The organism is Collinsella sp. SGI.184, from assembly GCF_050313415.1.
Taxonomy (GTDB): domain Bacteria; phylum Actinomycetota; class Coriobacteriia; order Coriobacteriales; family Coriobacteriaceae; genus Collinsella.
In genome coordinates, this window is the sequence record NZ_JBNPLJ010000003.1 from 85,929 (window position 1) to 108,380 (window position 22,452).

A 22,452-nucleotide genomic window follows, 5' to 3' on the forward strand; every position below is an offset into this window, starting at 1 on the left:
GGTGGCTTTACCCCCGCAATTGGGAGTGAAACACCTGCTTTTCTTATGCCCGAAACCCACCATTCGAAGTGGGTTAAAGCCGATAAAATCGCTTGGGGGAGTAATTTTTTACTCCCCATTGTTGACCTGCGGTTTTGCTGAAAAGCCACCATATTTCGCCCCGTTGAGTTTCAGTTGAGTTTTGGGGTCCGTTTTGCCCCACTGGGACAGGCGACTGGGACAATTTACTCCCCCAACAAACCTTTTACTCCCCGTCCGTGGGGTGCCGCCATGTCCGCCCTGTACGGCAATTAGGAGTAAAACTTCCTAAAACAGCAGGTCAAAGCATAAAAAATACCCCCGATTTCAAGTGGAAATCGGGGGTATCTCGCTCAATTTATTCCCCCAAGTTGCTGGGGGCTTTGCGTTTCTTCCGTACGCTGCGACACTCTGCGGTACTCAGCGGACGGAAATTCGACGCCTCGAAATAGCCTTTCGACTACTCCCACTCAATGGTCGCGGGCGGCTTGGACGTGATGTCATAGCACACGCGGTTGGCGCCGGGAACCTCGGCCACGATGCGGCCGGAAATGCGGGCCAGCACCTCGTAGGGCAGCTTGGCCCAGTCGGCGGTCATGGCATCACTGGATTCGACGGCACGCAGGATGATCGGGCGCTGATAGGTGCGCTCGTCGCCCATAACGCCAACGGACTTGATGTCGGGCAGGACCGCGAAATACTGCCAGCAGCTGTGCTCGGAGTTGCGCTCGCCGGTCTGCTCAAACAGGCGCTGGTTGTAGGCATCCAGCTCCTCGCGCACGATAGCGTCGGCGTTCTTGAGGATCTCGAGCTTCTCCTTGTCGACCGCACCGATGATGCGGATGGCCAGACCCGGGCCCGGGAAAGGCTGACGGAACACGATATGACCCGGCAGGCCCAGTGCCAGACCAAGCGCGCGGACCTCGTCCTTAAAGAAGTGATCAAGCGGCTCAATGAGGTCGAAGTGTACGCCCTCGGGGAACGGGATCAGGTTGTGATGGCTCTTGATGGTGGCCGTCTTGCCGCCCGTCTTGCGAGCGCCGGACTCGATGATGTCGGGGTAGATGGTGCCCTGAGCCAGATACTTGACCGGCTTGCCATCGGTCTCGAGCTGCTGCGCCACGGCGAAGAACTCTTTCCAGAACTGAGTACCGATGATGCGGCGCTTCTCCTCGGGCTCGGTCACGCCGGCCAGAAGCTCGGCATAACGGTCCTCGGCGTGAACGTGGATAAAGTCGACATCGAACTGCTTGGTGAAGACCTCCTCCACCTGCTCGGGCTCGCCCTTGCGCAGCAGGCCGTGGTTGATGAACACACAGGTCATCTGCTTGCCCACGGCGCGAGCGCCCAGCGCAGCCACGACGGAGGAGTCGACGCCACCGGACAGGGCCAGAATCACGCGGTCGTTACCGACCTTCTCGCGGAACTCGGCCGTCATGGTCTCGACCAGGTTGTCCATGCTCCAGTTGGGCTCCAGACCGCAGATCTCAAACAGGAAGTTGCTCAGCAGCTGCTGACCGTACTCGGAGTGCTTGACCTCGGGGTGGAACTGCGTGGTGAAAATCTTGCGCTCGGGGCACTCCATGGCGGCAACCGGGCACACGTCGGTGCTGGCGGTAACGGTAAAGCCCTCGGGCACCTCGGACACGGCGTCGCGGTGGCTCATCCACACGGTTTGCTTCATGGGCGTGGAGTTAAAGAGCTTGGCGCCGGCAGTGCGCGTAATAGTGGCGCGGCCGTACTCGCCCACCTCGGAGTGACCGACCTTGCCGCCGAGCGTCACGGCCGTGATCTGATGGCCGTAGCAGAAGCCCAGGACGGGAAGGCCCAGGTCAAAGATGGCAGGATCGATGGACGGAGCGTCCTCGGCATACACGGAGGCCGGGCCGCCGGAAAGGATGAGCGCAGAGGCGTTCATCTCGCGAATCTCATCGGCCGAGATGTCGCAGGGAACAATCTCGGAATACACGTTGAGGTCGCGGACGCGACGGGCAATGAGCTGACCGTACTGCGCACCAAAGTCGAGTACGAGGACCTTTGCGGAAGCCTTTTGATCCATGGTTTCCCCCTCTTTTTGGCGGGGAGCCGGTGCCCACCCGCGTGAATGAACGAAAATAACCTCCATAGTGTACACGTTATATGGGGTTTCTCGCCCCTCGCAGCCGTCAGCGCACGGCAAACGCACGACCAGGGCCCCTATTTGACGGCAATTGAAGTGTTATCAAACGTTACAGATGATGTAATACGTTTGAACATTGGACACCCTGTGCCACAATACTGCCGAACGACTCCGCCTCTGGGGCGGCAAATACGATAGGAACACCAACATGAAGCGCATCCTTCTCATCGCCACGGGCGGCACCATCGCATCGACCGAGGACGGTAACGGCCTCTCCCCCGCCCTAACCGGTGAGGAACTCGCCCAGAGCGTCCCCGAGATCTCGGGCCTCTGCGAGCTCGACGTCGTGCAGCCCATGAACATCGACAGCACCAATATGCGTCCGAGTGACTGGATGCGTATCCGCGACGTCATCGTCGAGGGTTATGCTGACCACGACGGCTTCGTGATTCTGCACGGCACCGACACCATGAGCTACACCGCGGCGGCGCTTTCTTACCTGATTCAGGACAGCCCCAAGCCCATCGTGCTCACCGGCTCGCAAAAGCCCATGGGCAACCCCTTTACCGATGCCAAGCTCAATCTGTACCAGAGCCTGCTCTATGCGCTCGACGAGCATTCGCACGACGTCTCAATCGTGTTTGGCGGTGTGGCCATCGCCGGCACGCGCGCCCGCAAGCAGCGCACCATGAGCTTTAACGCGTTCATCAGCGTCAACTATCCGCCCATTGCCTACATCCGCAACGACCGCATCGTGCGCAACGGGCTCCACGGCACTCACCAGAATGAGAGCCCGGTTCGTTTCTACGACAGTATCGACCCGCGCGTGTTTGTCCTTAAGCTCACGCCCGGCGTGAATCCAGGCATATTGGACGCCCTGACCGATAGCTACGACGCCGTAATTCTGGAGACCTTTGGCATTGGCGGTATTCCCGAGTTTGGCGAGTCCGGCGAGTCATTCCAGGAGGCGATTTTCCGCTGGGTCGATTCGGGTCGCACCGTCGTTATGACCACACAGGTCCCCGAAGAGGGCCTCGATCTGGGTGTTTATGAGGTCGGCCGTGCCTACGCCGACCATCCGGGTATTTTGCGCGGCGACGATATGACCACCGAAACGCTCGTGGCCAAGACCATGTGGGCGCTCGGCCAGTCACGTGATGCGGCCGAGATTCAGCGCCTGTTCTACAGCCAGGTCAACCATGACCGCATCCCGATGGTGTAGCTAAAACAAAATCCGCCTCTTTGGGCCTTATGGGGCACGTGGTACCTCTCGGAACGTGCAAAAAGCGGAGTTTTCAGCACCCGCCCCTTCCAGAAACGTTAAAACCGCTAGCTGTAAATCGCTTTTCGGTTCGATAGGCTCGTCCCATGCGTCTATTATTCCTCATAATAATGAATTTTGTGGATAATCCAAAACAGCAAGCATCGTATTTGCGCCTTCGGTTGCTGTCAATTTATTGAGGGATGCTGAATACTCGGGTTTTTGCACGCCGCCGTCGGGGGGACCCGTTCAGCAAACGACAAATCTGGCAAAAACGCCTACTCAATGCCCTCGAGAAGCTCTGACACCGTCATGCCAAGCGCGGGCGCAAGTTTAAATAAAATCTCGAGCGTGCTGTTTGCCGTTCCGCTTTCGATTTGATCGAGATAAGGTCGGCTGATTCCAACCGCCACGCAAAAATCGACCTTGGAGATACCAAGGGCCTTGCGCGTCCGCTCGACTCGCTCGCCAAGAATCTGTTTCGCATGTTCGTTCATGCAGACGAGTTTGAAATGGAGCAAAACAAAAACGTAAACTATAGTTTACGTTTTGCCCAATATACAGGAGTTTTCTATGTCGGGTTCTTCGGTCCGCATGTACCGAGCCACGCTTCGCACAAACAGCGCACCGCCCAAGCTCGTCGTCGTTGAAGCAGAATGCCTTTCGCCCGATGAGCGCACAGCATTTGCATTGCTATCAAGTCGCGTCGCCGCCGTTTTGGTCCCTTGCCCGGCGCAAGGTGAACTTGCCATCCAATGCCAAGCGCACGGCTGCTCACTCAATCAGGCTGCCGTAATCGCAACCAGCCAGTGTGGCCTGCCCCTTCTCTTGGAAGCCGGTATCGCGCTCTGCCTTCGCGGTGCCGGATACGAAAACGAGGCCGCCGCCGATGTGGTCTTTCAACCACGATCGAGCGGCGGCCTCGCAGCAGCCATCGAATATGCTTGCAGGCTCGTTGCCTAAAGGCGCAAGCTAAAAGCCCAGGCCAAAGCCTGTGCCGGTAATCGCCGAATACATAAAGTAGACGTTAATTACGTTGAGGAATGCGCCCGTGATGCAGCCGTTTCGCAGGTAGCGCTCGCACACGATGCGCGCCATGGCGGCGGAGTCCTCATTGTTCTTTGCCTGGCGTCCCGCCGTAAAGTACGTCGCCACGCTCAGCAGCAGGTTGAGTACCGGCAGCGCCAGCAGCTCGTAGCTCTTGCCCCAGCGCGTCACCTCACCGGCGGCATTAAACTTTGTTGCCACCTCGGGACCAATGTTGGGGATTACAAACGCTGCGACCACCAGCGGAAGCACTGCAAGCACCAGCAGCGCGATGCCCATGTAGCCAGCTTTTTTTCCATATTTAAACATGCTCGCCGTCCTTACACGTTAAAGCGGAAGTGCACGACGTCGCCATCGGCCATGACATACTCTTTGCCCTCGATGCGCAGCTTGCCTGCAGCCTTGGCACCTTGCTCGCCACCGAGCTCGATGTAGTCGTCATAGCCAATGACCTCGGCCTTAATAAAGCCGCGCTCAAAGTCGGTATGAATGACACCGGCGGCCTGCGGGGCGGTCGCGCCCTGACGCACCGTCCAGGCCTTGACCTCCATCTCGCCAGCCGTAAAGAACGACTGCAGACCGAGCAGCTTGTAGGCTGCCTGCGCGAGCACGTCCAGGCCGGGCTGCTCCAGGCCCAGGCTCTCCAGGTAGTCGGCCGCATCCTCGGGATCGAGCTCGGAAAGCTCGGCCTCGATCTTGGCGCAGATCGGCAGCGGCTTGACGCCATCGATGGGCGCCAGCTCCTCGTTGAGCATGTCCTCGTCCACGTTGGCCACATACAAGATGGGCTTCATGGTGAGTAGGAACAGGCCCTTGGCAGCGGCGCGCTCCTCGTCGGTCATCTCCATGGACGCGGCGCGCTTGCCCTCGTTGAGCCAGGCAAGCAGGCGCTTGGCGACCTCAAACTTGGGCATGAGCTCCTTGTCGCGCTTGGCCTCCTTCTCGAGCTTAGGCAGCTGCTTCTCGAGCGTGCCCATGTCGGCCAGGATAAGCTCGGTCATGATGGTGTCGGCATCGCCGGCGGGATCGACGAACTCGCCCGTGCGACCCACCTCACGCATGACGTTGGGATCCTTAAAGTAGCGCACGACCTCGCAGATAGCGTCGGTCTCGCGAATGTTTGCCAAGAACTGGTTGCCCAGGCCCTCGCCCTCGTTGGCACCCTTCACCAGGCCCGCGATGTCGACAAACTCGACCGTAGCCGGCACAATGCGGCCAGGGTTGACAATGTCAGCAAGCTTTTGCAGGCGGCTATCGGGCACATCGACGATACCCACGTTGGGGTCGATCGTGGCGAACGGGTAGTTGGCGGCAAGGCCGGTCTTTTTGGTAAGCGCGGTGAACAGCGTCGACTTGCCCACGTTGGGCAGGCCCACGATACCGATGGAAAGGGACACGACAGCTCCTTTTGGTACAGGTACTTCAAACTGCATAAGTATAGCGCCGCCGCAGCATCCGGGCGAATCCGGACACCGCGGCGGCGCAAATGAAGCAGAGATTGGGGTAGCTGGCTAGTCCGCGAGCTTCTCCACCTGGTCGAGCATCTTGTCGAGCTTGGCCTTCGCCTCGGCTTTTACCTTTTGGGCCTCTTCGTGGGCTTTGGCCTTCTGAGCGGCCTTTTCCTCGGCTTCGGGGTCGACGACAACCAAGTTGGACGCATCGTGTTCGACCAGCTTGAGCGCATGTTCGGGACAAACCTTGACACAGGCGCCGCAGCCCAAGCAATACGTGGACTCCAACGCGAAGCGGCCGCTTCCCACCAAATCGCAGGCGAACGTGGGGCATACATTGACACACTCGCCACACGACGTGCACTTGTCAAAATCGCACTCAGGCGTACTCACCTGCATGTTCTGGGCAAGCTCGGGATGGTTCTGCAGTGTCGAAAGCACCAGCTGCCGCCCATGCGTGAGCGAACGGCGACGCTTTGCCGTCGTGGTGCCGCACATGGTGTTGAGCGTGCGCTCCAGCTGGGTGATCTGATGGCGATGGGCCTTCAACTTCTGCGTCACCGAGGCCAGCGCCGCCGTCGCCGGGTTGAGCTTGGTCACCGTCAGACCCGTCGTGCGGGCAATCTTTTCCATGTACTCCTTGCGCTCGTACTCGCGGAGCTTATGGCACTTGAGGTTCTTGGGGTCGACCTCCAGGCCCATACCCGTGCCAGACCACTCCTCAGCCTTCGCAATCGCCTCGCCCAGGATATCCTCGCCGCCGGTGTTGCGGCATTTATCGCACACGCCCAGGGGCAGGTACACACTCACGTTGGGATAGTCCGCCAGTACCGAGAACCAGGTCTCGGCCGTAATATCGCCCACGCAGGCAACGACGACCTCGTTCTCGCGCGGCATACGCTTGAGGGCGCGCGTGCAGGTAACGTAGGCGGTCTCGTGGCTCGTTGCCGCCGAGACAATGTCGTCATACAGGTTTTTGGGCGCCAGGCGCGGCGAGATGATCGCCTCGGTCGGGCAGGCAGCGGCACACAGGCCGCACTTGCGGCAGGAGTCGAGAATCTCGATGGAGTCTTCCTCGACCTCGATGGCGTTGACCGGGCACACATCCATGCACGCGGAGCAGCCACTCTTTTCGTTTTTGCAGGTCAGGCACGGAATGGTGTTGCCGCGCGGACGCTCCTTATAGTCGGCAGGATTCCACTGCGGCGCCGACGGATCGAGCGCATCGGTCACGCCGCCAAGTGGGTTTTTAAGAAAGTCGAAACCCTTGCTGATCTCGATAATGTCATCAAACAGATCGTGTTCCTGCGCCATGCGCGGCCCCTCCCTGAGCAGTGCAAACAAGCAAGAGATAATGATACGCCATCGGCCCACGCCTCGGGCAAATTACATGCGGCGCATCTTTGAGACAAATAGCCTATGGCCTATCGCCGCCTCGATTGCACAAGGTCAATCAAGCGCCAAGCTATGCCTCGCACATGAGCTGCACGAGCTTTTGTTTGGTCACCTTGGCCTGTTCGTTAGCCATATTGCGCTCGTTCTTAAAAGTTGCGTCCGCAACGCTCAGCAGGTCATCATCGGAAATCTCACCAAGGCCCAGCTCCTCGAGTGTCGTCGGCAGACCCACGCGCTGGCAAAACTCGAGCACCTGATCAAGCTCGGGCGCGCGCTCCAAACGAAGCTGCACCACCAGACCAAATGCCACGGCCTCACCATGCATGGCCTTGCACTCGGGCAGAATCGTCAGGCCGTTGGCGATGGCATGGGCAAGCGCTAGGCCACCGCTCTCAAAGCCAACACCCGAGAGCAGAATATTGCACTCGATCAGGCGCTCAACCGCCGGCGATATACGACTCTTTTTAAGATCGCGCTTGGCAGCGACGCCGCACTCCATGAGTGTGTCATAGCAGGCACGAGCCGCAACCAAGGCCAAGTGTCCCGGCGCGCCACCGTGCTCGTTGGCGCCGTGCGCCGCGGCGCACGAACGCGCCTCGAAATACGTTGCCAGTGCGTCGCCCATGCCAGCGACCGTCATACGCAGCGGGGCTGCCGCGACCACGCCGGTATCGACCACAACCAAATCTGGATTCTTTTCGAGCATCAGATAGCGGTCGAACGACCCATCCTCGTGATACAGCACCGAAATCGCGCTGCACGGACCGTCCATCGAAGCCGCCGTGGGGCATACGCACAACGGCAACTCGGCATAAAACGCAACGGCCTTGGCGATATCGAGCATCTTGCCGCCGCCAATACCCACCACCATGTCGCAATACTCAGACTGGGCCTCCTTAGCCATTTCGACAACGGCCTCTTCCGTACACGGGCCGTTGTAAATCTTAAAGAACGGCTCGCTTAGATCTTCGTCCAGAAATCCATCGACGATCTGCCTGCACAGCCGATCCTCGGTGCCCTGGTCAAACAAGACATAGGCAGCGCAGCCCAACCATGACAAATATCTGCCCTGACGCGAAAGTTCGCCCGGCCCCTGAACATACCGGCCGGGACCGCCATAAACCATAGGAAGCGCCATACGAGAATCCGCCCTTCATCAAACAACGATTGGTGCAAAGCCACCTGTCCCCTTGTGGCAACTTGGCGCATTGAGGACAGGTTAGATTGCACCATAGAAAAAGGGTCCCGCGCACAGAGCGCGAGACCCTTATCAGAACAATGTGTGCCGATTAGAACGTGACCGGGGTGTCGGTGTAGACGCACTCGAGCAGCTGCTCCATCTCCTCCTGAGACGGCTGGCGCGGGTTGGAGCCCGTGCAGGCGTCGAGGATGGCGTTGGCGGCAACGTCGTGCTTCTTAGCCTCGAACTCATCGTAATCGATGATGGACTCGTCGGCCTTCACGCCCTTGGCACCGTAGTTCTTGATGCCCTGCGGGATGTCGAGCTTGTCGTTGAGGTCGCGAATCTCCTGGACCAGAGCCTCGACCAGCTCGTCCTCGGTCTCGCCGGCGAGGTGCAGGATCTCCTTGGCGATGAAGGCGTAGCGGCTCTTGGCGCGAGCGTCCTTGGCGTTGAACTGGATGACCTTGCCCAGGTACATGGCGTTGGCGCAACCGTGGATGATGTGGTCGCCCTCAAAGGCGGCACCGGTCTTGTGAGCCATGGAGTGGACAATGCCCAGCAGACCCGAGGAGAAGGCGATGCCGGCGATGCACTGGGCGTCGTGCATGTGCTGGCGGGCCTCATGATCGCCCTGATAGGACTTGGGCAGCCACTCGACGATCTCGCGGATAGCATGCAGGGCGTTGGCGTCGGTGTACATGGAACCAGCGGTGGAGACGTAGGCCTCGATGGCGTGAGTCAGAGCGTCCATACCGGTGTGAGCGCACAGCTTGGCGGGCATGGTGTAGGTGAGCTCGGGGTCGACGATGGCGACATCAGGGGTGATGTTGAAGTCGGCCAGCGGGTACTTGATGCCCTTGGCGTAGTCGGTGATGACGGAGAACGCGGTGACCTCGGTAGCGGTGCCGGAGGTAGAGGAGATGGCGCAGAAGTGAGCCTTCTGACGGAGCTCCGGGAAGGAGAACGGGACGACTGCCTCCTCGAAGGTCTCCTCGGGATACTCGTAGAACAGCCACATAGCCTTAGCGGCATCGATGGGCGAGCCACCGCCAATGGCGATAATCCAGTCGGGCTGGAACTCGGTCATGGCCTCGGCGCCCTTCATGACCGTCTCGACGGACGGATCGGACTCGACGCCCTCGAACAGCTTGACCTCGAAACCGGCCTCCTTGAGGTCGGCCTCGACGTCCTGCAAAAAACCGCCGCGGCGCATGGAGCCGCCGCCGGTCACGATGATGGCCTTGCTGCCCTTGAGGTTCTTCACCTCGTGGCGAGCGCCCTCACCAAAGTACAGATCGCGAGGATTGGTAAAACGTCCCATACTGTGCCTCCTAAACAAGCCCCTCTTAGACTTGCGTATATAACGGAGCACCCGATTGGCTCCGTTAGGACCGTTTTGCGCGTTGCCGGCGATGACAATGCGCGATGTCTAAACGTCTCAACGCTCAGACAAATAGTATTTTACCGTTCTGGTTGGTCAGTTATTTACCGAAAGTCGACAATGATGAAACGTTTTTTCTATCCCTGAAGACCCTTATGCGGCATTCATACTCCCAAGCTGGGCAAACGTTTTATCAAGGTTGACCACATATCCAGGGCAGGACTGTGCCCCTCCAAAAGACACACCGTTCGCCGCCAAAAATCGACCGTTTGCGGCACCGTGATACCACTCGGTCGTCCAAGGTGCCGACATTTGTGCGACATCCGTCTTCGTGGTGCAAAGGTGCATGTCCAAGTGCGGCACTCCCAATGTGCCTCATGCGGGTAAACTAGAACCTTATATAGAGACATTTGAACCCTAACCGCAGCAAAGGAGGCCCCATGGCATTCGATCCCATTCAAGAAGATTGCCATCGCCTCGTTCTTGAGGCCTTGCGCCGCGATAATATCCCGCTCACCGACGGCCCTGCCGTAGAGCGTCTGATGGAACAATTTACCCGCAACCCCGCGCCGCTCATCGTGCACGACCGCGACCGCGCCGGACATCTGATTGCCAAGGTAGTCGAGGCTGTCGACTACCGCATTCCCTTTATCCCTGACGATACCCAGGCAGAGCAAGAAGAGGCCGCTGCCGAAAACATGCTTCGCGAGGCAGCCGCACTCGACCCGACCAACTGGGACGCTCAGCGCATGTTGACCGCCCTCAACGCTAACTCCAACGAGGAGTACGTACAGTACTTGGTATCCAAGTGCGATGAAGTCGAGCACGACCTGGCACTCAAGATCGCCTCGGCGCAGGACCCCTACGAGCGCGAGGCCGCAGGCGACCTTACACGCCGCCCCTACCTGCGCTGGCTTGCCGCCCTTGCGTCGCGCGCCCTCATTAGCGGCCGTTACCGCCTGTCGCTCGAAACCGCAAACCGCAGCCTGGACTTTGCCCCCAACGATCCGGCCGGTGTCCGCCACACTGCGATGCTCGCCATGGCAAAACTCGAATACCCCGCCGAGGAGCTCAAACGCTTTCGCTCTGCCCACTCCGTCCCCTATCTTGCCAACACGCCGCTGCGCCGTCGTCCCAAGGACGCGGAGCGCGACTTAGACCCGTGGACGCTCATCGCGCTGATGAGCGCTGCCTGGCGCGAGCTGGACTACGAGGGCGCCGAACACTACTTGCGCATCCTTGCGCGCTCGTGCCCGCACGCAGCCGAGGCGCTTTACTTTCAAACCGAGTTTCCCGATGGCGTCTATGCCCGCGTCAACGTGGGCGTGGGCTCCACCGACGAGCTTGTCCTTGCGCTGTCCGAAGCGACGCCGGTACTGCAGGAGGGCTTGGGCGCCCCCGACAACGCCAGCTTTGCCGCCTGGGTCGCCACCAACGATATCGTGCGTTCCCAGATTGACGAGCGCATCCTGCGGGCGGCCGAGCAGGGCTTGCCGTTTAAGGGAGGAGACCTCTAATGGATCCGAGCGTCTACATCCCCGCCTACCTGGAGCGCGCCTACGTTGCGTCGCACCCCGAACTCACCGATGCAGCACGCGATCTTGTCCATAACGACGTAGGCGTCAACCCCCATAAGTATGCGCAGACCGAGCATGCCCAGGCACTGCTTTCCTATGCCGGTGTTCACCGCCACCTGCTCGACGAGCTCCATCGTATCGAGGATATGGGCAGCGATGAGGAGTTTGAGCAGACGCGCAACCGCCTGTTCGACGATATGCGCGATGAGCTGCTCAAGATCGTCCGCGTCGATGCGTATGTCTTCGATGCCCATCTGCTTGCCATCATTTTGGCGGACACGCCCGTCGACGCCTGCCTGGGCGACCTGATGAAGCTCGAGGCGACCACAGCCGATTACTTACGGCAAAGCGTGCCCGGATTCGATATGGAGGCCCCGCACTACTGGACCAACAAGGTGCTGGCAGACGGCGTGACGGCGGCCGATCTCACCGTGAGCGAGCCGGCGCTTATCGGGTGGCTCCACACGCTCGAGGCCATCTCGCAGCTGTGCATGGCGAGCGCTCGCTACCGTGCTGCCGTCAACTATTCTCGCCGTGTTCTTAAGGCGGAAGGCTATCCCACCCGAGCTGCCGGCACCGTGCTACTCGCCCTCGCTCGTCTGGAAGACGAGGACGGCTTTTTTGCCCTGGCCCACCAGCTCGAGGAGCAGATGGGGGCCGATGCCCTCGAGAACTCCCCCTGGTACCTACTCGCCCGCACGATCCTGCTGTTCAAAACAAACAAGATGCGCCCGGCGACACGCGCCCTGCGTGAGTTTGCCAACCGCTGCGAGGGCGGCGCGTTCTTTTTGCTGAACCCCATGTATCAGACGCCATACCTTCCCTGCCGGCCCGAGCCGCACGACCCCTGGGACCTTTCGCACCAGGCAGTTTGGGAGGCCGACGGTATCATCTCGGATACCCCCGACTTTGCCCCCTGGGCCAACGCTTGCGAAGACGTATCGCAGCTTGCCCAGGAATTTGCGCGCCGTTATGGCTTTTAACGGCACGATCGCCACGACCATGTCATTCACGTTAGGAACGGCTTCATGAACTTCCGCTCATCTCTCGCCTGCACTTCGAGCGATATCGCCCGCTGGGGGCTGCGCTCCATCCTTAAGCGCCAGGGCGGCGTACTCCCCGGCCGCATCGCCATGAAGATCGACCCCGAGCTGCTAAGCGACCTCGCGAGCCTTGTCGACCGCAGCGTGGTGGTCACCGGCACCAACGGTAAGACCACCACCTCCAACCTCATCGCCGACGCCGTTGCCGCCAGCGGCGCCACCGTGGTATGCAACCGCGCCGGCAACAACATGGAGCCGGGCGTGGTGGGTGCCCTGCTCGAGGGCCGCAGCGATCTTAAGCGTGCCGGCAGCGGCAAGCGCGTAGGCGTCTTTGAGTGCGACGAGCTCTACACGGTGCGCGTCTTGCCCAAGCTCAAGCCGACCTACTTTGTGCTGCTCAACCTGTTCCGCGACCAGCTGGACCGCTACGGCGAGATCGACCACACCCAGGACGTCATAGCCCACGCGTTGGAGCTTTCGCCGGCAACGACGCTCATCTATAACGCCGACGACCCGCTCTGCGCCTCGATCGCCGCACGCGTCCCCAATATGAGCATCGCCTTTGGCATCGACGGCGCCACGGGCACCGAGTCCGATCGCATTAGCGACTCGCGTTTTTGCTCGCAATGCAACGCGCCGCTGGAGTACGACTATGTGCAGTACGGCCAGCTCGGCGCCTATCATTGTCCTTCGTGCGGTTGGAGTCGCCCCGCGCTGGTCCGTCGCGTGACAGGCGTTGAGCTCGGCTGCGACGGCTACGGCTTTGACCTGACCTTTGGACCCGAGGCAAAAGCGCCCGCCACGCACATCGCCACACGCTACAACGGCCTGTACATGGTCTACAACGTTGCCGCCGCCTTCTTTGCGGCGCGCGAGTTGGGCGTGGACGCAGCGCATCTGCAGCCCACGCTCGATGCCTACGTCCCCGCCGGCGGACGCATGGGCCGCTGGGAGATTGCCGGCCGTACCGTCGAGGCAAACCTGGCCAAAAATCCCGTGGGCTTCGATCGCCAGATCCAGTCCATTAAAACGGCAGGCGGCAGACTCTGCGCCTTCTTCCTGAATGACAACGACGCCGACGGCCACGATGTCTCGTGGATCTACGACGTCGACTTCGAGCGCATCGCCGATACCCCAGGGCTTGTCGCCTTTGCCGGGGGTACACGCGCGCACGACATGCAGGTGCGCCTGAAGTACGCCGGCATCGACGCCGCCATCATCTCGAATATCGAGCAGGCGATCGGCGCCGTGGCAGATGAGGCCGCCGATGACACCTTCTACGCCGTCGCCAATTACACGGCATTCCCGCCGCTGGTCAAAGAGCTCGACGGACTTAAAGACGCCGATGCGAGCTCGGTTGCCTCCTGCGCCGTAACACGCACCGATGGCAGCGCCGTCCCCACCGATATTGCGCCGGTCGAGCTTCCGCGCCCGCTGCGTATCGTCTATCTGTATCCCGATGCCCTCAACCTCTATGGCGACGGCGGCAACGTCATCGCCCTCGAGCGCCGCTGCGCCTGGCGCGGCATTCCCGCGCGCGTGGACGAGGTCCGCATGGGCGAGACGCTCGATCTTACCGACGCCGACATCGTCATGATGGGCGGCGGTGCCGACCGCGATCAGTTGGCTGTGGCACACGAGCTGCTCGCTCAAAAGGACAAGGTTGCGACATATGTTGAGGACGGCGGCTCGTTGCTCGCTATCTGCGGCAGCTATCAGCTGCTCGGTCGTTCGTACTATATGGGCGAGAATCGCATCGAGGGCCTAGGTGTCATCGCCGCCGAGACCGTGCGCGGCTCCGACCGCCTGATAGGCAACGTCGCTGTCAAGACCGACCTGGCACCCGAGCCCTTTGTGGGGTTCGAGAACCACGGCGGCCGCACCCTGCTCGATGCAGAGGCCACGCCGCTCGGAACATCTGTCGTCACGGGCACCGGCAACAACGGCGACGACGGCTTTGAGGGCCTCATCTACAAGGGCGTCATCGGCACGTACCTACACGGACCGGCACTGCCCAAGAACCCCGAGCTCGCCGACTGGCTCATCGCCCATGCCCTTGAGCGCCGTGGCGATGCACAGGCCGCCGCCCTGCTGCCGCTCAAGCCCCTCGACGACACCTACGAGCACGCCGCCCACGACGCCGCCATGAAGCTCCTCCCCTAACGCCCCGCCACCACAAAGGGACAGGCATCTTTGTGGTGGTTTTGACCCGTCCCAGCGGTTTGTCTCAATCTGTAACATCTAGACCACCAAAGGTCGTCTTACTGTTACAGATTGAGACGTTCGTCCCGACGCCTGCATTTTGTCTCAATCTGTAACAGATAAGGCCGATTTACCCGCCCAGATGTTATAGATTGAGATTTTTGAAGATCGGGGGGAGAGGGCCAGCTCCTGTGTGGTGGTTTTCCAGTTTGCCAACGATATGTGAACGGATAAAAAAGTCTGCTATACTCTTTCCCGCTGTCCCCATCGTCTAGCGGCCAAGGACGCCACCCTTTCAAGGTGGATATCGCGGGTTCGAATCCCGCTGGGGGCACCATTTGAAACGAGAAGCCCGTTACCCCCGCGGTGACGGGCTTTTTTCTACCCATGTGCCGGGATTCGAACCCGACAGGGTGCGGAGCTGAGGAAACGCGAAGCGTTTTCCAGCGCAGCACGCAAGGAGCGAAGCGACGCAGCGAAGGCGGGCGGCGCCAGCCGCACGCGGACATCCCGCTGGGGGCACCATTTGAAACGAGAAGCCCGTTACCCCCGCGGTGACGGGCTTTTTTCTACCTAACGCCGGGATTCGAACCCGACAGGGTGCGGAGCTGAGGAAACGCGAAGCGTTTTCCAGCGCAGCACGCAAGGAGCGAAGCGACGCAGCGAAGGCGGGCGGCGCCAGCCGCACGCGGATATCCCGCTGGGGGCACCATTTGAAACGAGAAGCCCGTTACCCTCGCGGTGGCGGGCTTTTTTCTACCCCAGCGCCGGGATTCGAACCCGACAGGGTGCGGACCCCGGCAAATCGGCGGCAAAACGGACTCCAAAGCGTCCTTCGCATCAAAAAGCCGGGGCCCGCGCGATGCGGACCCCGGCTTAATACCGTGACGATATGTTGGCTATGCCCTACACGTAGAACAGGATGTCATCGTAGGTCGGGACCGGCCAGTAGTCGGCGGCCACGATCTCCTCCATGGCATCCACGGAGGCACGCAGCGTATCCATAGCGGGAACGACCTCGTGTGCATACACATTGGCCTGCTCCTGGCCATTGAGAGCCTCGGCCTTCTGATGCACGGCGTCGAGCGCCTTGATGGAGTCGTTGATGGCGGTGATACCGTTGCAGAGCTTGTTGAGCGTGTTCTGCTCGCACTGCATGGCGGCCTCAGCACCGGCGGCACGAATTGTCTCAAGGCCCTTAGCGACCTTGGTGGCATAGGCGGTGATGACCGGACGATAGGTACGACGTGCCTCGCGAATCATCGTGGTAGCCTCGATGTTCATGAGCTTGTTGTACTTCTCGAGCTTGCAGTCGTAGCGGCACTGTGCCTCGGCCTTGGTCAGAACGCCCGTCTCCTCAAAGAGCGCGATAGCCTTATCGGAAACAAAAGCGGGAAGAGCGTCGGCCGTGGTCTTGTTGTTGGCAAGGCCGCGCTTCTCGGCCTCGATGGGCCACTCGTCGGAGTAACCGTCGCCGGAGAACAGGATGCGCTGGTGATCGGTCAGCACCTTCTTACAGTACTCGAGCGCGGCGTCCTGGAACTTATCCTCGGGCGTACCCTCGAGTGCATCGGCGAAGGACTTGAGCGACTTGGCCACGGCGGCATCGAGCACCAGGTTGGAGTCGGAGACGTTCTGCTCGGAGCCGCAGGCACGGAACTCGAACTTGTTGCCGGTGAAGGCGAACGGAGAGGTGCGGTTGCGGTCGGTGTTGTCCTGCATCAGCTTGGGCAGGGTATCGGCGCCCAGGTCGAGCACGCCGCGCGTGGCATGGACGGAAGCCTTGCCATCGATGATCTTCTCGACGACCTCGGTAAGCTGGTCGCCCAGGAAGATGGACATAATCGCCGGAGGAGCCTCGTTGGCGCCCAGACGATGGTCGTTGCCGGCCGAGGCAACGGAGGCACGCAGGAGCTCCTGGTAGTTATCGACGGCCTCGATCACCGCGGTGAGGAAGACGATGAACTGCAGGTTGTCGAGCGGGGTGTCGCCCGGATCGAGCAGATTCTCGGACTCGGTGCCAAGCGACCAGTTATTGTGCTTGCCCGAACCGTTGATGCCCTCGAAGGGCTTCTCGTGCAGCAGGCAGACCAAATCGTGGCGGGAGGCGATGAGCTTCATCTTCTCCATCATGACCAGATTCTGGTCGATGGCCTCGTTGACCTCGCCATAGACGGGGGCGAGCTCATGCTGGCAGGGAGCGACCTCGTTGTGTTTGGTCTTGGCGGGAATGCCAAGCGCCCACAGCTCATCGTCCAGGTCCTTCATATAGGCCGAGACGGTGGGGCGGATAGCGCCAAAGTAGTGCTCCTCGAGCTCCTGGCCCTTGCAGGGAGCAGCACCAAAGAGGGTGCGGCCGGTGATGACCAGGTCCCTGCGCTTGCGGTAAGCGTCCTTCTTGATCAGGAAGTACTCCTGCTCATCGCCCACGGAAGGAACGACCTTCTTGGGGGTCTTACCAAACAGCGCCAAAACGCGCTTGGACTCACGCGAGAGCGCGGTCATGGAGCGCAGCAGCGGGGTCTTCTTGTCCAGGGCCTCGCCCGTGTAGGAGCAGAAAGCCGTGGGGATGCACAGGACATCGTCCTTGATAAAGGCGGGGCTGGTGGGATCCCAAGCGGTATAGCCGCGGGCCTCGAAGGTGGCACGCAGGCCGCCGTTGGGGAAGCTGGAGGCGTCCGGCTCGCCCTGGATGAGGTTCTTTCCCGTAAACTTGGTAATAGCGGTGCCGTCGTGGTTGGGTTCGAGGAAGCTGTCGTGCTTCTCGGAAGTAATGCCCGAAAGCGGCTGGAACCAGTGCGCGTAGTGCGTCGCGCCCTTGGAGATGGCCCAAACCTTCATGGCATGGGCAACGGCGTTGGCCACATCCAGGTCGAGCGGCTCACCGTCCTCGAGGGTTGCAGCAAGGCGTTTCCAAATGTCCTTGGGGAGGTAGTCCTTCATGACTTCCTCAGAGAACACCATGGTCCCGAAGCGGTCAGTAAGTTCGGCCATACGGAACTCCCTTCGTATCGGCACCGCGTGAGAAGCGGTGTTGATTACTAACGAACGAGTCATAGCTTAGACTCGCCGTGTTTCCGCGACATTACCGTTATGTTGCCGTCGCGAAACTAATCAATGAGGTTACCGCATCGCGGCGATGTTGCCACCCTCAACAGTCAATCAACTGTATAAATTGCAGACCTCTCCGCATGGTTTAAGGGTAGTCTTTTTGGGACGGGGCTTTTTTAGCTGCCCTATTTAAATATGGTCTCAAGCTTTGGAGGCGCCGGATTGGGTAGCTAAAAAAGCCCCGTCCCAAAAAGACTACCCTGCGTACCTGGTGATGGGGTAAAAAAGCTCCAAATTAGCTACGCTGTTATAGGGAATGCCGATAGCGAAACATCTTCGATTGATATTTCCAAATAGCGAGTAAAACTCCACCGTAGCGCAGCGGTGCTGTAGAATCCTTACAACACATCACGCTAATGTATCTAAAGGAGCACGACATGCGCGTCGACGAGGTTTTTAAGCAGGCAGCATCCCAGGGCACCACGCCCGTTTCGTTTGAGATGTTCCCGCCCAAGGGCGAGCTTACCCTCGACACGGCTCGCGAGGTGGCTGGCAATCTGTGCAAGCTTTCGCCGAGCTTTGTCTCGGTCACCTGCTCGGCCGGCGGCTCGGGCAACGGCTCCGCCACCGCCCCCATCGCGCATATGATTACGAGCGAATTCGATACGCCCTCGGTGGCGCACCTCACCTGCGTTGGCCGCACGCATGCCGATATCGCCGCCAAGATCGACGAATACCGCTCCGCCGGCGTAGAAAATGTGCTGGCCCTGCGTGGCGATCTTCCCGCCGGCGCGAGCGAGGATGACAAGCCCGCCTCGGACTACGCCTACGCCCGCGACCTCATCCCCGAGCTCGTCGACGCCGGCTTTTGCGTGGGCGCCGCAGCCTACCCCGAAGGCCACATTGCCTGTGAGAATCTCAACCTCTCGGTCGAATATCTCAAGCAAAAGCAGGACGCCGGCGCGAGCTTCTTTGTGACCCAGCTCTTTTTTGATAACGAGTGCTTCTACCGTTTTCGCGAGCTTGCCGACAAGGCCGGTATCACTGTGCCCATTACCGCGGGCATCATGCCGTTTATGGGCAAGTCGCAGATCAGCCGCATGGTCTTTATGTGCGGCGCGTCGCTGCCCTCCCCCGTCATCAAGATTCTCGCCAAGTACGAGAATGACCCCGAGAGCCTGCAGGCAGCCGGTGTAGATTATGCAGCCCGCCAGCTTTGCGACCTTAAGGAGCACGGCGCCGACGGCCTGCACCTGTACACTATGAATCGTCCTGCGATCGCCGCAACCATTATGGAGCGCCTGGGGTAATGGAAAAACCGCACATCGATACAGCTTTTGGTGAAGTGCCGGCCGACCTTGCGTCGCCGGCGCTCTACCGTATCGATGATGCCCACCATCCCCGCGTCGATCGTGCCGAGATGCTGCGGTATCTGGGTTACGGCGGCCAGCAGATTGAGCCCGAGCTGTCGCAGCGTATTGAGCTTGTCGTTGAACGTTTGGAACTGGACATTGAGCCCCGTGGCGTGCGCCGCGTATTTGCCGTCGATGCCATGGGCGTGGACGAGCAGGGAGAGCCCAACATCCGTCTGGTTGGAACCAACGTTGAGCTGCGCGGTCGCGATATCTATCGACATCTCAAAGACGCCCGCTTTGCCGCGCTCATGGCATGCACCCTCGGCATGGACGCCGAGCGTCGTCTGCGCACCACGGGAACCCAGCAGCCCCTAGAGGGAGCCGTGCTCGATGCCGCGTGCTCCGCCTATGTGGAAGCTGCCGTCGAGCAGATGGACCAGCAGGTCAAGGCTGCGGCCGCCGCACACGGACTCGCCGGTAACTGGCGCTTCAGTCCCGGCTACGGCGACTGCCCGCTTACGGCTCAGCGTTCAATCGTGGCTGCACTCAACGCCACGCGGCTCATTGGGCTTACCGTCACACCTACCAGCCTGCTCATGCCCACCAAGAGCGTGACCGCGGTGATCGGCCTGTTTGACGGCGAGGTCCACGACGCCCAGAGTCGCCCCACCTGCAATATCTGCCGCATGCGCGAGCACTGCCGCTTCCGCGCCGCCCACACCACCTGCTATTCCAGCCATTAGGAGCCCCCGATGTTCACCCCGCTTATCACTCATGATCTGGACGGCGCCGCGCTGGCGGCGCCCGTTGATGCTGCCCGCCGCAAGGGCGCCACGTACAAGACGCGCACGATCGACGACCTTTACATTAAGGACGATCGCCTGCGCGCCGCCATCGAGGGCACGGGGCACCTGCTGTTCGACGGCGGCATGGGCACCATGCTGCAGGCGGCCGGCATGAAGGCCGGCGCCCTGCCCGAGCTGCTCAACTTTGAGGAGCCCCGGGTCATTACCGATATTCAGCGTCAGTATGTCGAGGCCGGCTGCGATGTGATCACCGCCAACACCTTTGGCGCCAACGCCCACAAGCTCGACGGTGCCGCCACCGTGGCAGATGTCTTTGCCGCCGCCGTCGCCTGCGCCCGCGCGTCCGGTGCCCGCTACGTCGCCGGCGATATCGGCCCCATCGGTGCGCTGCTTCGCCCCTTGGGTACCCTCAGCTTCGACGAGGCCTATGACCTCTTTGCCGAGGAAGTGCGCGCTGGCGTCGACGCGGGTGTGGACCTCTTTATTATCGAGACCATGACCGATCTTGCCGAGATCAAGGCGGCGGTCCTTGCCTGCCGCGAGAACTCCGAGCTGCCCGTCTTTGCCACCATGACCTTTGAGGAGGACGGCCGTACCTTCCTGGGCACGAGTCCCGAGGTTGCCGCCATCACGCTCGACGCCATCGGCGCCGACGTCCTGGGCATTAACTGCAGCCAGGGACCGGCCGAGCTCCGAGGACTCGCCGCACGCATGCTCACCGTTACCGACAAGCCCGTTATGGTGCAGGCCAACGCGGGACTCCCCCACGTGGACGACGACGGTAACACCGTCTTTGACATCCAGGCCCCCGAATACGCCAAGGCCGTCGCCGGCATGATCGCCGACGGCGTAAGCGTCGTGGGCGGTTGCTGCGGAACCACGCCGGCGCACATGGCAGCGCTGCGCACGCTTATCGACAACCACACGCCCTGCCCGCGCCACCGCAAGCCCAGCATGTCGGTCACAAGCGCCCAGACCGTGGTGGACCTTCCCTGTGACGGCCACAAGATCGCCGTCATCGGCGAGCGCATCAACCCCACCGGAAAAAAGCGCCTGCAGCAGGCCCTGCGCGACGGCGACCTGGACTACGTCGTAAGCCAGGGCATCAGCCAGCAGGAGCAAGGCGCCGACATCCTGGACGTCAACGTGGGCCTGCCCGAGATCGACGAGGTCAAGATCATCCAACAGGCCACCGAGCAGCTCCAGGGTTCCACGCTGCTGCCGTTGCAGATCGACTCCACCGACCCCGCAGCCGTCGAGGCCGCCGTGCGCCGCTACGCCGGCAAGCCCATCATCAACTCGGTCAATGGCAAGCAGCAGATCATGGATGAGATCTTTCCGCTGGTCGCCCATTACGGCACCAACGTCGTCGGCCTCACGCTCGACGAAGGCGGCATTCCCGATACCGCCGAGGCTCGCTTCGCCATCGCCGAGCGCATCGTGGCCGAGGCCGCCCGCTACGGCATCGGACCGGACCGCATCCTCATCGACTGCCTGGTCATGACCGCCTCGACCAATCAACGCCAAGCCGAACAGATCCTGCGCGCCATGTCCCTGTGTAAGGAGCGTCTGGGCGTCAAATGTGCGCTCGGCGTGTCGAACATCAGCTTTGGTCTGCCCGCCCGCCCGCTGCTGGGCTCGGTCTTTTTGGCTGCCGCTTTTGGCGCGGGCCTGGACGCCCCCATCATGAACCCGGGCTCCAAGCGCTTTATGGATACCGTCTACAGCTATCGCGTCTTGAGCGTTGAGGACGAGGGCTCGACCGGATACATCGAGCGCTACGCCGGCTGGACCGATCCGTACAAGATCACCGCGAACCCGGCGGCGGCTCAGACAGTATCGACCGACACTGTGCCCGCCGCTGGCACCGACGGCAGCGACGGCAACGACGACCCGATTCGTCGCATGGTCGTCTCGGGCCGCAAAGGCGAGATTGCGGCCGAGACCGAGCGTCTGCTGGCTGACCACGACGCCATGGACCTCATCAACAACCACTTTATCCCCGCCCTCGACGAGGTTGGCGTCCTCTTTGACCAGGGAAAGTTCTTCTTGCCGCAGCTCATGGCCTCGGCCGAGGCCGCGCGCGTGGGTTTTGACACCATCAAGCGCCTGATGCCCGCCGGCGAGATTGCCGACAAGGGCAAAATCTGCGTGGCCACCGTCAAAGGCGACATCCACGACATCGGTAAGAACATCGTCAAGATGCTGCTCGATAACTACGGCTATACCGTCTTTGACCTAGGCCGCGACGTCGACCCGCAGGAGGTGCTCAAGATCGTACGGGAGCGCGACATCAAGCTCGTCGGCCTCTCGGCGCTTATGACCACCACGGTCGTCGCTATGGAGGAGACCATCAAACTGCTTCATGCCGAGGTGCCGGGCGTCAAGATCATCGTAGGCGGCGCCGTACTCACCCCCGAATACGCCAAGCAGATCGGCGCGGACTACTACGCCAAGGACGCCGCCGAAAGCGCTCGTATCGCCGAAGAGGTCTTTGGGCAGTAACACAACGGAAACAACCGAGCACCAAAACGTGCCGCATGCGCCACTTGGCACGTGCGGC

General features: G+C 60.9%; 16 protein-coding genes and 1 tRNA gene. 9 read left to right on the forward strand and 8 right to left on the reverse strand.

Features of this window, described 5'->3' with window-relative positions; all coding sequences use genetic code 11:
* Positions 1-478: 478 nt before the first annotated feature.
* On the reverse strand, positions 479-2,077 hold the full coding sequence (guaA, locus tag ACQRAJ_RS01705; RefSeq protein ID WP_427747546.1) for a glutamine-hydrolyzing GMP synthase: 1,599 nt from the start codon (positions 2,075-2,077) through the stop codon (positions 479-481).
* 268 nt (positions 2,078-2,345) lie between these two features.
* Here guaA and ACQRAJ_RS01710 point away from each other — a divergent pair, with 268 nt between their 5' ends.
* Positions 2,346-3,359 carry an asparaginase gene (locus ACQRAJ_RS01710; protein ID WP_154517941.1) on the forward strand — a complete coding sequence of 338 codons (1,014 nt, stop codon included), beginning with the start codon at positions 2,346-2,348 and terminating at the stop codon, positions 3,357-3,359.
* Positions 3,360-3,676: 317 nt separating this feature from the next.
* Here ACQRAJ_RS01710 and ACQRAJ_RS01715 read toward each other — a convergent pair whose 3' ends face one another.
* Positions 3,677-3,895: a helix-turn-helix domain-containing protein gene (locus ACQRAJ_RS01715; protein WP_427719445.1), complete on the reverse strand. Its 219-nt coding sequence runs from the start codon at positions 3,893-3,895 to the stop codon at positions 3,677-3,679.
* A 76-nt stretch (positions 3,896-3,971) separates the two neighbouring features.
* On the opposite strand from ACQRAJ_RS01715, the gene ACQRAJ_RS01720 reads away from it, so the two are divergent.
* The gene (locus ACQRAJ_RS01720; protein ID WP_195838610.1) at positions 3,972-4,361 is read left to right on the forward strand and encodes a hypothetical protein; all 390 of its coding nucleotides are present in this window, start codon (positions 3,972-3,974) and stop codon (positions 4,359-4,361) included.
* Between the two features lie 9 nt (positions 4,362-4,370).
* Here the strand turns inward: ACQRAJ_RS01720 and ACQRAJ_RS01725 are convergent, their stop codons facing one another.
* The 5 genes from ACQRAJ_RS01725 to ACQRAJ_RS01745 form a co-directional block, all read right to left on the reverse strand.
* The gene (locus ACQRAJ_RS01725) at positions 4,371-4,754 is read right to left on the reverse strand and encodes a DUF1648 domain-containing protein (protein ID WP_154517947.1); all 384 of its coding nucleotides are present in this window, start codon (positions 4,752-4,754) and stop codon (positions 4,371-4,373) included.
* Between the two features lie 11 nt (positions 4,755-4,765).
* A complete protein-coding gene (gene ychF / locus ACQRAJ_RS01730) occupies positions 4,766-5,842 on the reverse strand; it encodes a redox-regulated ATPase YchF (protein ID WP_370450661.1) in 1,077 nt (358 codons plus the stop codon).
* Between the two features lie 114 nt (positions 5,843-5,956).
* Positions 5,957-7,210, reverse strand: a complete 1,254-nt coding sequence (locus ACQRAJ_RS01735; protein WP_427729133.1) for a 4Fe-4S binding protein — start codon at positions 7,208-7,210, stop codon at positions 5,957-5,959.
* Positions 7,211-7,361: 151 nt separating this feature from the next.
* A complete protein-coding gene (locus tag ACQRAJ_RS01740) occupies positions 7,362-8,429 on the reverse strand; it encodes a glycerol dehydrogenase (RefSeq protein ID WP_427747547.1) in 1,068 nt (355 codons plus the stop codon).
* A 151-nt stretch (positions 8,430-8,580) separates the two neighbouring features.
* Positions 8,581-9,795, reverse strand: a complete 1,215-nt coding sequence (locus ACQRAJ_RS01745) for an iron-containing alcohol dehydrogenase (RefSeq protein WP_117794788.1) — start codon at positions 9,793-9,795, stop codon at positions 8,581-8,583.
* Between the two features lie 500 nt (positions 9,796-10,295).
* Between ACQRAJ_RS01745 and ACQRAJ_RS01750 the strand changes: the two genes are divergently transcribed.
* From ACQRAJ_RS01750 to ACQRAJ_RS01765, 4 genes are all read left to right on the forward strand, one after another.
* The gene (locus ACQRAJ_RS01750) at positions 10,296-11,372 is read left to right on the forward strand and encodes a hypothetical protein (protein WP_427747548.1); all 1,077 of its coding nucleotides are present in this window, start codon (positions 10,296-10,298) and stop codon (positions 11,370-11,372) included.
* Entirely contained in the window at positions 11,372-12,415 is a 1,044-nt protein-coding gene (locus ACQRAJ_RS01755) for a hypothetical protein (RefSeq protein WP_427747549.1), read from the forward strand. Before ACQRAJ_RS01750 ends, ACQRAJ_RS01755 begins: the two co-directional genes overlap by 1 nt.
* A gap of 45 nt (positions 12,416-12,460) precedes the next feature.
* Complete coding sequence (locus ACQRAJ_RS01760) at positions 12,461-14,638, forward strand: MurT ligase domain-containing protein (RefSeq protein ID WP_427747550.1); 2,178 nt, start codon at positions 12,461-12,463, stop codon at positions 14,636-14,638.
* A gap of 299 nt (positions 14,639-14,937) precedes the next feature.
* Positions 14,938-15,014 (forward strand) — tRNA-Glu (locus ACQRAJ_RS01765).
* A 569-nt stretch (positions 15,015-15,583) separates the two neighbouring features.
* On the opposite strand, the gene ACQRAJ_RS01770 is transcribed toward ACQRAJ_RS01765, so the two are convergent.
* The gene (locus ACQRAJ_RS01770; protein WP_427747551.1) at positions 15,584-17,671 is read right to left on the reverse strand and encodes a glutamine synthetase III; all 2,088 of its coding nucleotides are present in this window, start codon (positions 17,669-17,671) and stop codon (positions 15,584-15,586) included.
* 494 nt (positions 17,672-18,165) lie between these two features.
* On the opposite strand from ACQRAJ_RS01770, the gene ACQRAJ_RS01775 reads away from it, so the two are divergent.
* The 3 genes from ACQRAJ_RS01775 to ACQRAJ_RS01785 are packed head-to-tail and all read left to right on the forward strand — an operon-like array spanning position 18,166 to position 22,394.
* Positions 18,166-19,038 (forward strand): methylenetetrahydrofolate reductase, encoded by an 873-nt coding sequence (locus ACQRAJ_RS01775; protein WP_427747552.1) that lies wholly within the window; start codon positions 18,166-18,168, stop codon positions 19,036-19,038.
* Positions 19,038-19,826: a hypothetical protein gene (locus ACQRAJ_RS01780; protein ID WP_427747553.1), complete on the forward strand. Its 789-nt coding sequence runs from the start codon at positions 19,038-19,040 to the stop codon at positions 19,824-19,826. The genes ACQRAJ_RS01775 and ACQRAJ_RS01780 overlap by 1 nt, the downstream gene beginning before the upstream one ends.
* 9 nt (positions 19,827-19,835) lie before the next feature.
* Positions 19,836-22,394 (forward strand): homocysteine S-methyltransferase family protein, encoded by a 2,559-nt coding sequence (locus ACQRAJ_RS01785; protein WP_427747554.1) that lies wholly within the window; start codon positions 19,836-19,838, stop codon positions 22,392-22,394.
* The last annotated feature ends 58 nt before the right edge of the window (positions 22,395-22,452 follow it).

Coding starts and splice junctions, on each gene's coding strand:
- guaA (WP_427747546.1), bottom strand. CDS start 2,077: ATGGATCAAAAGGCTTCCGCAAAGGTCCTCGTACTCGACTTTGGTGCG.
- ACQRAJ_RS01785 (WP_427747554.1), top strand. CDS start 19,836: ATGTTCACCCCGCTTATCACTCATGATCTGGACGGCGCCGCGCTGGCG.
- ACQRAJ_RS01775 (WP_427747552.1), top strand. CDS start 18,166: ATGCGCGTCGACGAGGTTTTTAAGCAGGCAGCATCCCAGGGCACCACG.
- ACQRAJ_RS01710 (WP_154517941.1), top strand. CDS start 2,346: ATGAAGCGCATCCTTCTCATCGCCACGGGCGGCACCATCGCATCGACC.
- ACQRAJ_RS01745 (WP_117794788.1), bottom strand. CDS start 9,795: ATGGGACGTTTTACCAATCCTCGCGATCTGTACTTTGGTGAGGGCGCT.
- ACQRAJ_RS01760 (WP_427747550.1), top strand. CDS start 12,461: ATGAACTTCCGCTCATCTCTCGCCTGCACTTCGAGCGATATCGCCCGC.
- ACQRAJ_RS01780 (WP_427747553.1), top strand. CDS start 19,038: ATGGAAAAACCGCACATCGATACAGCTTTTGGTGAAGTGCCGGCCGAC.
- ACQRAJ_RS01740 (WP_427747547.1), bottom strand. CDS start 8,429: ATGGCGCTTCCTATGGTTTATGGCGGTCCCGGCCGGTATGTTCAGGGG.
- ACQRAJ_RS01720 (WP_195838610.1), top strand. CDS start 3,972: ATGTCGGGTTCTTCGGTCCGCATGTACCGAGCCACGCTTCGCACAAAC.
- ACQRAJ_RS01735 (WP_427729133.1), bottom strand. CDS start 7,210: ATGGCGCAGGAACACGATCTGTTTGATGACATTATCGAGATCAGCAAG.
- ACQRAJ_RS01715 (WP_427719445.1), bottom strand. CDS start 3,895: ATGAACGAACATGCGAAACAGATTCTTGGCGAGCGAGTCGAGCGGACG.
- ACQRAJ_RS01770 (WP_427747551.1), bottom strand. CDS start 17,671: ATGGCCGAACTTACTGACCGCTTCGGGACCATGGTGTTCTCTGAGGAA.
- ACQRAJ_RS01725 (WP_154517947.1), bottom strand. CDS start 4,754: ATGTTTAAATATGGAAAAAAAGCTGGCTACATGGGCATCGCGCTGCTG.
- ACQRAJ_RS01755 (WP_427747549.1), top strand. CDS start 11,372: ATGGATCCGAGCGTCTACATCCCCGCCTACCTGGAGCGCGCCTACGTT.
- ACQRAJ_RS01750 (WP_427747548.1), top strand. CDS start 10,296: ATGGCATTCGATCCCATTCAAGAAGATTGCCATCGCCTCGTTCTTGAG.